The organism is Roseburia sp. OM04-10BH (genome assembly GCF_003462605.1).
Classification (GTDB): Bacteria; Bacillota; Clostridia; order Lachnospirales; family Lachnospiraceae; genus Roseburia_C; species Roseburia_C amylophila.
The window spans coordinates 129096-140000 of record NZ_QTZI01000009.1; the positions used below are offsets into that span (position 1 = coordinate 129096).

Annotated in this window: 11 protein-coding genes; all 11 read left to right on the forward strand. The window is 43.7% G+C overall.

All coding sequences use genetic code 11. From position 1 onward, the window contains the following. Positions 1 to 57: 57 nt before the first annotated feature. The 11 genes from DXB43_RS10550 (at position 58) to DXB43_RS10600 (ending at position 10904) form a co-directional block, all read left to right on the forward strand. Positions 58 to 420, forward strand: a complete 363-nt coding sequence (locus tag DXB43_RS10550) for a PqqD family protein (RefSeq protein ID WP_022244312.1) — start codon at positions 58 to 60, stop codon at positions 418 to 420. Continuing rightward, on the forward strand, positions 420 to 1862 hold the full coding sequence (locus tag DXB43_RS10555) for an aminoacyl-histidine dipeptidase (protein WP_117697860.1): 1443 nt from the start codon (positions 420 to 422) through the stop codon (positions 1860 to 1862). Before DXB43_RS10550 ends, DXB43_RS10555 begins: the two co-directional genes overlap by 1 nt. A gap of 108 nt (positions 1863 to 1970) precedes the next feature. Further along, positions 1971 to 3044 carry a 6-phosphofructokinase gene (locus DXB43_RS10560; RefSeq protein ID WP_117697946.1) on the forward strand — a complete coding sequence of 358 codons (1074 nt, stop codon included), beginning with the start codon at positions 1971 to 1973 and terminating at the stop codon, positions 3042 to 3044. A 20-nt stretch (positions 3045 to 3064) separates the two neighbouring features. Beyond that, positions 3065 to 4627, forward strand: coding sequence for a DNA polymerase III subunit gamma/tau (gene dnaX / locus DXB43_RS10565; protein WP_117697858.1), 1563 nt, complete (start codon positions 3065 to 3067; stop codon positions 4625 to 4627). A gap of 21 nt (positions 4628 to 4648) precedes the next feature. After that, the gene (locus DXB43_RS10570; RefSeq protein ID WP_022244308.1) at positions 4649 to 5005 is read left to right on the forward strand and encodes a YbaB/EbfC family nucleoid-associated protein; all 357 of its coding nucleotides are present in this window, start codon (positions 4649 to 4651) and stop codon (positions 5003 to 5005) included. A gap of 26 nt (positions 5006 to 5031) precedes the next feature. Continuing rightward, positions 5032 to 5628 (forward strand): recombination mediator RecR, encoded by a 597-nt coding sequence (recR, locus tag DXB43_RS10575; protein ID WP_022244307.1) that lies wholly within the window; start codon positions 5032 to 5034, stop codon positions 5626 to 5628. Between the two features lie 40 nt (positions 5629 to 5668). After that, positions 5669 to 6505 carry a transketolase gene (locus tag DXB43_RS10580; RefSeq protein WP_022244306.1) on the forward strand — a complete coding sequence of 279 codons (837 nt, stop codon included), beginning with the start codon at positions 5669 to 5671 and terminating at the stop codon, positions 6503 to 6505. Further along, the gene (locus tag DXB43_RS10585; RefSeq protein WP_117697856.1) at positions 6493 to 7440 is read left to right on the forward strand and encodes a transketolase family protein; all 948 of its coding nucleotides are present in this window, start codon (positions 6493 to 6495) and stop codon (positions 7438 to 7440) included. The genes DXB43_RS10580 and DXB43_RS10585 overlap by 13 nt, the downstream gene beginning before the upstream one ends. A 153-nt stretch (positions 7441 to 7593) precedes the next feature. Beyond that, positions 7594 to 8898 carry a LysM peptidoglycan-binding domain-containing protein gene (locus tag DXB43_RS10590; protein ID WP_117947530.1) on the forward strand — a complete coding sequence of 435 codons (1305 nt, stop codon included), beginning with the start codon at positions 7594 to 7596 and terminating at the stop codon, positions 8896 to 8898. Between the two features lie 81 nt (positions 8899 to 8979). Next, positions 8980 to 10191, forward strand: coding sequence for a DUF5711 family protein (locus DXB43_RS10595; RefSeq protein ID WP_117947531.1), 1212 nt, complete (start codon positions 8980 to 8982; stop codon positions 10189 to 10191). Further along, positions 10188 to 10904 carry a CvpA family protein gene (locus DXB43_RS10600; RefSeq protein ID WP_117947532.1) on the forward strand — a complete coding sequence of 239 codons (717 nt, stop codon included), beginning with the start codon at positions 10188 to 10190 and terminating at the stop codon, positions 10902 to 10904. The genes DXB43_RS10595 and DXB43_RS10600 overlap by 4 nt, the downstream gene beginning before the upstream one ends. Position 10905 lies beyond the last annotated feature (1 nt).

The following is a 10905-nucleotide window of genomic DNA, read 5'->3' on the forward strand; positions in this document are numbered from 1 at the left end:
GTCTTGCGAAAAGGCGGCAGATGTTTTATACTGCTAGCGAAGATAACAGGAGGCAATATGGCAAAGAAAAAAGACAATTATTTAGATTATATTCCACGTCCGAATACATTATTTGAATGTAATAAGAACAAAGATGGCAAAATAGAAATAAAAATGCATAATAAAGGTGTGTTTAACAAAATCGCACAGGTGTTATTTAAGAAACCGAAATACAGCTATATCGAGCTGGATGAATTCGGCAGCTTCGTGTGGGAACAGATGGATGGAAAGAAAACCATCTATGAGATTGGTACACTGGTAAAAGAAAGATTCGGTGACAAGGCAGAACCTCTTTACGAGAGACTGTCCCAGTATATCAAGATTCTGCATAACAACCATTTTATCGTATATGAGAATAAATTAAGAAAGAAGGAATCATAATGAGCGCATTAGCAGGCTTAGAACCAAAAGAGGTATTTCATTATTTTGAAGAAATCAGCAATATTCCCCGTCCATCCTATAAAGAGGAGAAAATCAGCAATTATCTGGTAAACTTCGCAAAGGAACGGAACTTAGAATATTATCAGGATGAAGTAAAAAATGTCATTATCATCAAAGAGGCAGCACCGGGCTATGAAGACGTTGCACCACTGATGATTCAGGGACATATGGACATGGTGTGCGAGAAAGAACCGGGCAGCACCATTGATTTTGAAAATGACGGACTGACACTGGAAGTAAACGGAGATTATATCAGTGCAAAAGGAACAACCCTTGGCGGCGACGATGGAATTGCAGTTGCATACGCACTGGCAATCTTAGACTCTGACAGTATTGCGCATCCGCGTATCGAATTTATCTGTACCGTGTCCGAAGAGGTTGGCATGGAAGGTGCCGTAGCACTGGATGTTTCCCACTTGAAAGCAAAGAAGCTTCTGAACCTGGATTCTGAAAATGAAGGAATCATGCTGGTAAGCTGTGCCGGTGGATGCAGCACCGTATGTGAGCTTCCGGCGGAATGGGAAAAGAGCGCAGGAAATCTTGTTTCTATTCATGTGGCAGGCTTAAAGGGCGGACATTCCGGCGTGGAAATTGACAAAGGAAGAGCCAACTCCAACATTTTACTGGGAAGAATTCTTTTGGAATTAAAAGATGAATATCATTATCAGATAGCAGCATTATCCGGCGGAAATAAGCAGAATGCCATTCCAAGAGAAAGTGCAGCAGAGCTTATGGTACAGGAAGATGCCACACAGCTTGTCCATAAAATAGAAGAAATTGCAGAGAAAATCACCCATGAATTTTCCACCAGTGACCCGGATATCCAGATATCCGTAGCAGTAGAAGAAAACTGTGAGAAGGAAGTATTAACAGAAGCTGCAGCAAGAAAAACAGTGCTTTTAATCAACCTGCTTCCAAATGGAATTCTTCGCATGAGTGATGACATCAAGGGACTGGTAGAGACTTCTTTAAACCTCGGCGTTCTGACTCTGGAAAAAGATAAGCTGACTCTGCAGTATGCCGTAAGAAGTGCAGTGGGAACCGCAAAAGAATATCTTTTGAAACGTATTGCTGCGCTGGTGGAAGAGTTTGGTGGAAGAGTCACCAATACCGGTAATTATCCTGCGTGGGAATACCGCAGGGATTCTGTACTCCGGGATGATATGGTCCGCATTTTCAAGGAAATGTATGGAAAAGAGCCAACCGTAGAAGCCATTCATGCCGGACTTGAGTGTGGCATTTTAGCAGGTAAGATTGACGGACTGGATGCTGTCTCCATCGGACCGGATATGATTGCCATTCATACCACAGAGGAGAAATTAAGCATTTCTTCCACAAAGAGAGTATGGGATTATATCTTGAAAGTAATTGCCTGTAAATAAATTGCTTAAGCGGGCATTATAGCTTGTACCCTAAAAAAAAATATATTATAATATATTTTGGATGTGTGGGCGTATGCACAACAATAAGCAAAGAAAGGGATGCAGCAAATGAAAAGAATAGGTATGTTGACCAGCGGCGGAGACTGTCAGGCATTAAATGCAGCAATGCGCAGCGTGGTAAAAGGATTAAGTCATAATGTGGATGAGTTGGAAATCTACGGTTTTTATAATGGTTACAAGGGATTGATTTATGGCGATTACCGCCTGCTTACATCAAAGGATTTTTCGGGAATCCTTACCAAGGGCGGAACCATCTTGGGTTCTTCCAGACAGCCATTTAAACTGATGCGTGTGCCGGATGAGAACGGGCTGGATAAGGTGGAAGCAATGAAGCAGACCTATCATAAACTGAAACTGGATTGTCTGGTAATCCTTGGCGGAAACGGAACACAGAAGACTGCCAATCTCCTTCGGGAAGAAGGATTAAATGTCATCCATCTGCCGAAGACCATCGACAATGATATCTATGGAACAGACATTACCTTTGGTTTCTATAGTGCAATCAATGTAGCATGTGCAGCTATTGATTGTATACACACAACAGCAGCATCCCATAATCGTGTCTTTATCGTAGAAGTCATGGGACATAAAGTGGGCTGGCTGACCCTGTACGCAGGTGTTGCCAGTGGCGCAGATATCATATTACTGCCGGAAATCCCATATGATATTGATAAAGTCATCGAAGCAATAGATAAGAGAACCAGGGATGGAAAAGGCTTTACCATTCTTGCGGTAGCAGAGGGTGCTATTTCCAAGGAAGATGCAGCACTTTCTAAGAAAGAATACAAAGAGAAGTTAAAGAATTATAAATATCCGTCTGTATCCTATGAGATTGCAGACCAGATTGAGAAACGCAGTGGCACCGAAGTACGTGTAACCGTACCGGGCCATACCCAGCGCGGTGGCAGTCCATGCCCATATGACCGTGCACTCTGTACACGACTTGGTGCAGCAGCAGCCCAGGCAATCATTGATGAAGATTACGGATACATGATTGCGATGATTAATGATAAGACAAAGCGTGTTCCACTGAAGGATGTGGCTGGCAAGTTAAAGACGGTTGACCCGGGCTGCCAGATGATTAAAGAGGCAAAGACCATTGGAATCAGCTTTGGAGATTAAGAGAAGCGAGGATGGAATAGATGTCATACATGGCACTTTACCGTAAGTTCCGCCCACAGGAATTCGCGGATGTCAAAGGACAGGAGCATATAGTAACAACCTTAAAGAACCAGATAAAGGCAGACCGTATCGGCCATGCATATCTGTTCTGTGGAACGAGAGGAACCGGTAAGACAACCATCGCAAAAATATTTGCCAAGGCAGTCAACTGCGAACATCCCGTAGATGGAAGCCCTTGTGGAGAATGTGCAAGCTGTAAAGCAATTGCGGCAGGAAGTTCCATGAATGTTATCGAAATTGATGCGGCATCCAATAACGGTGTAGATAATATCCGTGAAATCCGGGAAGAGGTAGCATACCGCCCGACAGAAGGAAAATACAAAGTTTATATCATAGACGAGGTGCACATGCTCTCCATCGGAGCCTTTAACGCTTTGTTGAAGACCCTGGAAGAGCCGCCTTCCTATGTCATTTTTATACTGGCAACTACGGAAGCCCATAAGATACCGATTACGATTCTTTCGAGATGTCAGCGGTATGATTTCCGGAGGATTTCCATTGAGACCATATCAGACCGCCTGATGGAACTGATGGAAAAGGAAAATGTGGAAGTGGAAGAACGGGCAATCCGCTATATTGCCAAAGCGGCAGACGGATCCATGCGGGATGCCTTAAGCCTTTTAGACCAGTGCATCGCCTTTTATCTGGGACAGAAGCTGACCTATGACCATGTGTTAGAGGTGCTGGGTGCAGTAGATACGGAAGTCTTTTCTAAATTACTGCGGAAAGTGCTGGCAGAAGATGTGGCAGGAGCCATTTCGCAGTTAGAAGAGCTGGTCATCGAGGGAAGAGATTTAGGACAGTTTGTCAATGACTTTACCTGGTATTTAAGAAACCTGCTTTTGTTAAAAGGCTCAGACGATATGGAAGAAGTCTTAGATATGTCTTCTGAGAACATGGCACTTTTAAAAGAAGAAGCCCGGTTGGTAGAAGCAGATGTACTGATGCGGTATATCCGGATTTTCTCCGAGCTGTCCAATCAGGTAAAATATTCTTCCCAGAAACGAATCTTAATTGAAATCGCAATAATTAAATTATGTAAACCTGCAATGGAGACCAACATGGATTCCATTACAGACCGGTTAGCAAAGTTAGAAAAGAAGATGGAGCAGGGAATTCCCATGGCAGCACCGGTGAATACCGCGACACAGCCGGCCGAGGCAGCAGCACCGGTCAGCCGTCCGCCAATGCCAAAAGCAATCCCGGAAGATGTGGAACAGATTGTAAAGAACTGGAATTCCATTCTACCGAAGATGAGCGGCGTGGTGCGCACCTATCTTAAGTCGGCACATTTAAGTCTTGGCGGAGATGACCGTCTGATGATTGTATTGGATGACCCGGTTGCAGCAGGCTACGTGGAAGAGGAAGACCACAGAAATGAAATCCGACAGGTGATTTCTGATTATATAGAAAAAGAAGTGGAGATTCAGATTCAGCAGAATCAGTCGAATCGTCCGTTTGAAGAATCCTATGTGGATTTGTCACAGATAATCAATATGGATATAACCATTGAAGATGAATAAAATACAGGAGGAAATGGAAACATGGCAAAAAGAGGCGGCGGATTTCCGGGCGGAATGCCGGGAAATATGGGAAACCTTATGAAACAGGCACAGAAGATGCAGCGCCAGATGGAAGAGGCATCCAAGGAGTTAGAGGAGAAAGAAGTAACAGCCGCAGCAGGTGGCGGTGCAGTTGAGGTTACAGTCTCCGGTAAGAAAGAAGTAACCAAAGTAAAGATTGATCCGGAAGCAGTTGACCCGGATGATGTAGAAATGTTAGAAGACATGATTATGGCAGCAACCAATGAGGCACTGCGCCAGATTGAAGAATATTCCCAGCAGTCCATGTCCAAGATTACCGGTGGCATGGGTGGACTTGGCGGCGGATTCCCATTCTAATCAGCTGAAGGAGAAGAGGAAGCAGAATGGACTATTACAGCAGTCAGATAAGCCGTCTGATAGAACAACTTTCCGGCTTGCCGGGAATTGGACCAAAGTCGGCGCAGAGACTGGCATTTCATATTTTGAATATGCCGGAAGAAAATGTGGAAAAATTAAGTCGTTCCATATTAGATGCAAGACAGAATATACACTACTGCAAAGAGTGCCTGACCCTGACCGATGATGAACTCTGCCCGATATGCAAAAATCCCCAGCGGGATCACAGCGTAATCATGGTAGTAGAGGACACCAGGGATCTGGCAGCTTATGAGAAAACTGGAAAATATGAAGGAGTATATCATGTACTTCATGGGGCAATATCTCCGATGCTTGGAATCGGACCGAATGACATTAAGCTCAAGGAGCTGATACATCGGCTGGAGGGTGATGTAAGAGAAGTCATCATCGCCACCAATTCAAGCTTAGAGGGAGAGACAACAGCAATGTATATCAGCAAGCTGGTGAAACCGACTGGAATCAAGGTCTCAAGAATTGCCAGCGGCGTCCCTGTGGGAGGGGATTTGGAATACATTGACGAGGTAACATTACTTCGCGCGTTAGAGGGACGTGTGGAGTTGTAATGGATACAAACAAGCTTATTCATGAGAAAGGTTAAGTAAAATGACGAATGCAGAGTTGGAAAAAAAGGCAAATGAAGTAAGACAAAGTATTGTTACGGCATTGCACAGTGCAAAATCCGGACATCCAGGCGGATCACTTTCCGCAGCAGATATTATGACATATCTGTATTTTGAAGAGATGAATGTGGATCCGAAGAATCCGAAGATGGCAGACCGCGACAGATTTGTGCTGTCGAAAGGACATGTAGCTCCGGCATTATATTCTGTACTGGCACACAAAGGATATTTTCCGGTAGAAGATCTTGTGACACTGCGTCATACAGGTTCTTATTTACAGGGACATCCGGATATGAAACATATTCCGGGTGTTGATATGTCTGCAGGTTCCTTAGGACAGGGATTGTCCTGCGCAGTAGGAATGGCACAGGCTGGTAAGATGGATGATAAGGATTATCAGGTATATGCAATGTGTGGTGATGGTGAGATTCAGGAAGGACAAATCTGGGAAGCTGCCATGTGGGCAGGCGCACATCACTTAGACAACCTGACTGTAATCGTAGATAACAATAACCTTCAGATAGATGGAACGGTAGAAGAAGTATGTTCTCCATATCCGATTGATAAGAAATTTGAAGCATTCAATTTCCATGTAATCAATATCAATGGAAATGATATGGAAGAAATCCGTAATGCCTTTGCAGAAGCAAAGAAAGTAAAAGGCATGCCGGTTGCAATCATCGCAAAGACCACCAAAGGAAAAGGAGTTTCCTTTATGGAAAATCAGGTGGGCTGGCATGGAAAAGCTCCAAATGACGAGCAGTACGAACAGGCAATGGAAGAATTGAAGAAAGCAGGTGAAGCATTATGTCAGAAGTAAAGAAGATTGCAACAAGAGAAAGCTACGGTAATGCTTTAGTAGAACTGGGCAGGGAACACACAGACCTTGTAGTATTAGATGCCGATTTGGCAGGTGCAACCAAGACGGAAATCTTCAAGAAAGCATTTCCGGAACGTTTCTTGGACTGTGGAATTGCAGAAGCAAATATGGCTGGAATCGCAGCAGGACTTTCTACCTGCGGTAAAGTTCCATTCATGAGCTCCTTTGCAATGTTTGCAGCAGGACGTGCTTATGAGCAGGTGCGTAACGCAATCGGATATCCACACCTGAATGTAAAAATCGGTGCAACCCATGCAGGAATCTCTGTAGGAGAAGACGGTGCAACCCACCAGTGCTTAGAAGACCTTGCACTGATGCGTGAAATTCCTGGAATGGTAGTGATTAATCCGAGTGATGATATTGAAGCAAAAGCTGCAGTAAAAGCGGCATATGAACATGTAGGACCGGTTTACCTCCGATTTGGCAGACTTGCAATTCCTGTATTTAACGATAACGAAGATTACAAATTCGAAATCGGAAAAGGAATCGTCTTAAAAGAAGGAAAAGATGTTACCATTTTTGCAACCGGACTGGAAGTAAGCGAGACATTAGCAGCAGAGAAAATGTTGGCAGCAGATGGCATTGATGCAGAGATTATCAACATCCATACCATTAAGCCAATCGATGCAGAATTAGTTGCTGCATCAGCCACAAAGACAGGCAAAGTCGTAACGGTAGAAGAGCATTCCATCATCGGTGGACTTGGAAGTGCTGTATGTGAAGTCCTTTGCGAGAAAGCACCGGCCAAAGTGCTCCGCATTGGCGTAAATGATACCTTTGGCGAGTCAGGCCCGGCACCGGAACTGATTGCAAAATACGGACTGGATGCAGAAAGTATCTACAAAAAGGTAAAAGCCTTTGTAAAAGAAAACTAAAAAAGACAAAAAGGAAAGCTGTCACTGAAAAAGTGGCAGCTTTTTTCGTAAAAACCTGTCAGAAACTTCATTTTTCGCCATCCATGATATGGCAAAAAATCCGCCGCCTCTGTGTTATGGTTGTCCCAGGACAAGAGGAAAGGGGCGGCAGACGTGATAGAGATTATACAACGGAAGGAAATAGAAAATTCAGCAACAGGAAATGCACCGGCAGGAAATACCGCAACAGGAAATATAGTGACAGAAAATAGAAGAACGAACGAGAAGGCGGAGGATACGGCAACGTTTCCACGAAATTTCCGCCAGATTGGGACGCCAGAGGGTGAAAAACACATTTTCATAGAAGATTATGTATACACCTATCTGCATCCGGCATTTCTCGGAATGAATGAACGGAGGGTATGCATTCTGGTGGGCAGAACCGAAACCCATGGCAAAAACACGAATATCTATGTAAATGGGGCATTTGGATTGCCGGAAATTGCATATTGTGGGACAGCTCCGGTTTTTCAGGAGAAAATCCGGACAGAAATATGCACCTTAATTAAACGCTATTTTGACGGAAGCACACTACTGGGCTGGTTTTATGATGAGAAGGGGACAGCACCCTGCCTGACACCGGAACTGGAACGGATACTGAAAAATTTCTTTGGTGGAAACAATAGACTTCTGCTGCTGTCGGATTCCCTGGAAAAAGAAGAAACGTTATACATATATGAAGAGGGAGCCGTTCATAAAAAAGAAGGCTATTATATCTATTATGAACGCAACCAGGCGATGCAGGAGTATATGATAGTATCGCGGAAAGACACACCGCAGGAAGTGAAACCGGAGGAAGTCCGGGATGAGGCATTAAAAAACTACCGGGAGCTGGTCTTAAACAGACCAAAAAAGAATTTTCAACTGCCGGCATTTCATTCACTGGTTTATGGAAGTGGTCTTCTTGTGGTCATTGCAATCATAGTTGTAGGCATCAGCATGTTCAATAATTATGAGAAAATGAAGAAACTAGAAACTGCGGTCAGTGTCATGGAACAGAAAAATGATTCATCAGGAACAGACCCTGCACCGGATACGGAAACCCAGACAAAGCTGGTCATCGAGGACCTTGCGGGACAGGTAGAACCAACGGAAAAAGAGAATGCAGAAAACTTACAGGTTGCGGACAACACGGCAGCACCGGATAACATGGCAGCACCGGACAGCACGGCAGCACAGGATAGCACGGCAGCACCGGATAATACATCTGACCAGGCAGCATCAGCAAGTACACAGCCGCAGTCCGAGGCGGAAATTATATTGCAGCAGGGCTATTATATCGTGCAGCCGGGAGACAGCATGATTTCCATCAGTAAAAAGATATATCAGGATGCTTCCCATGTGGCAGATTTGTGTGCGGCAAATGGGATTGAAAATGTCGATAATATAAAGGTTGGCGAAAAATTAATACTTCCATAAGAAAAAAATAATGCCGAAACATGGAATATAGGCTATAATCAATAGAAGAGTGAAGAGAACAGCAGGAGTTAAGAAACAGAAATGGCAGATAAAACACAGTTTCGTACCATCGAAACAGACGAAGAAGAACTGAATACCAAAATACGGAAACATCGTTTGAAAATAATAAAAATCATATTGTTGTTGCTGGCACTGGCAGCTGTTGCAGCATTGGGGATTTTCTTTTTTCAGAAATTGCGGAAATATAATAGTTACACGGTAGAAAAAAGCGTGGAACGTCAGGACACTGCTGGAAGCCAGTTTCTTGCATATGGAAATGGTTTTATCAAATATAGTAACGATGGGGCAATTTATACCGACGCCAATGATGAAGTGTACTGGAACCAGACCTATGAGATGAAAGAACCAATGGCAGATGTCTGTGAGGATTATGTGGCATTGGCAGATAGGGGCGGAACTGAAATCTATATCATGAATCAGGCGGGAATGCAGGGCAAAATTGAGACACCGATGAACATCTCCAGAATAAGCGTAGCCAACCAGGGCGTTGTGGCAGTATGGATGGAGAGTGACGGAGAGAATTACATCCGTATGTATGACCAAAATGGCAAAAATCTGGTGTCCGGTGCATTCTATACAGAAAAAAGCGGTTATCCGCTGGATATTTCCCTTTGCAATGATGGAAAGAAATTAGCAGTGTCCATGCTCACGGTCAATAATGGAGAAGTATGCAGCACAATCAAATTCTACAATTTTGGCTCAGTAGGACAAAATGAGATTGATTATATGGTAGGAAGCTTCGACTATCCGGATGTGATAATACCTCAGATAGAATTTACCGATAACAACCGTCTGGTGGCATTTGGCGATTCCAAAATTATTTTGTTCAGAGGTACCCAGAAACCGGAGCCGGATGATGAAATTGCGCTGAACCAGGAAATAAAGAGTGTATTTACCAGTGAAAATTATATTGGCATCATTTACAATAATGATGTGCAGGCAGAATCCGATACCGAAAGCACAGAAGAAAGCCGCCATATGGAAATTTATAATACCGGTGGCAAACATGTATTAAGCAAGGATTTTACCATGGATTATGAAAATGTGGACTTCCTTGGAAATGGAGAAATCTGTATCCGGAACGCCACAGAGTGTCAGATTTACAATACATATGGTGTAAAGAAATTTTCCTATACATTTGATACACCGCTGTATGATGTAATTTCAGACGGCAGCCAGAATGGTTATATATTTATAATGGAAGGAACAACAGAGAAGGTAAGACTGAAGTGAATTGGTTATTGATATGTGTGATTGGAATCCTGGTAGTATGTGCCCTGGAGGGATACTTCCGTGGATTTATAAAAATAGTATTCTCCCTGCTTGCAATGATTATCACCCTTGCAGTGGTGTCGGTTGCAGCTCCAAGGATTACAACCTATATAGAAGAAAACACAGAGCTGGATGAGAGAATCACGGAGAAATGCTTAGAGCATGTGGAAAAAAATGCGCAGGACCGGCTGGACCTGGAAGCACAGGAGAAGTCCGAAGAGACCAGACAGCAGTTAGAAGAAAATGGTATCAGTGGCGGAGAACTGGATGCCCTTATGGACAAAGCGGCAGAAGCGGGAAGTGATGCGGTCCATCAGGCATTGGCAGATAGCGGAGTTTATCAGGCAATGGCACAAAAAATCACGCATTTTATCATCAGTCTGATTGCCTGCATAGTGACATATGTGGTGGTATATCTGGTTCTTCATATTATTTTGAATGTGCTGGATCTGGTGGTGAAGCTTCCGGTTCTGAAAGGAATCAACCGGTTCATGGGAATGTTGGCAGGCGGTGTGAAAGGATTTCTTATAGTCTGGGTGGCATTTTATCTGATACATATTATGGCAGCCACAGAATGGGGCACGCGGCTGGTGACATATATCGGAGAAAATGAGTTCCTCGCATTTCTCTATCAGCATAATCTTCTGGTACAGATATTTGCCGGGATTTTCTAAA

Excerpts from the sequence above, each read along its gene's own strand:
- DXB43_RS10555 (WP_117697860.1), top strand. The coding sequence starts at position 420 with ATGAGCGCATTAGCAGGCTTAGAACCAAAAGAGGTATTTCATTATTTT.
- DXB43_RS10585 (WP_117697856.1), top strand. The coding sequence starts at position 6,493 with ATGTCAGAAGTAAAGAAGATTGCAACAAGAGAAAGCTACGGTAATGCT.
- DXB43_RS10560 (WP_117697946.1), top strand. The coding sequence starts at position 1,971 with ATGAAAAGAATAGGTATGTTGACCAGCGGCGGAGACTGTCAGGCATTA.
- DXB43_RS10580 (WP_022244306.1), top strand. The coding sequence starts at position 5,669 with ATGACGAATGCAGAGTTGGAAAAAAAGGCAAATGAAGTAAGACAAAGT.
- recR (WP_022244307.1), top strand. The coding sequence starts at position 5,032 with ATGGACTATTACAGCAGTCAGATAAGCCGTCTGATAGAACAACTTTCC.
- DXB43_RS10595 (WP_117947531.1), top strand. The coding sequence starts at position 8,980 with ATGGCAGATAAAACACAGTTTCGTACCATCGAAACAGACGAAGAAGAA.
- DXB43_RS10570 (WP_022244308.1), top strand. The coding sequence starts at position 4,649 with ATGGCAAAAAGAGGCGGCGGATTTCCGGGCGGAATGCCGGGAAATATG.
- dnaX (WP_117697858.1), top strand. The coding sequence starts at position 3,065 with ATGTCATACATGGCACTTTACCGTAAGTTCCGCCCACAGGAATTCGCG.
- DXB43_RS10550 (WP_022244312.1), top strand. The coding sequence starts at position 58 with ATGGCAAAGAAAAAAGACAATTATTTAGATTATATTCCACGTCCGAAT.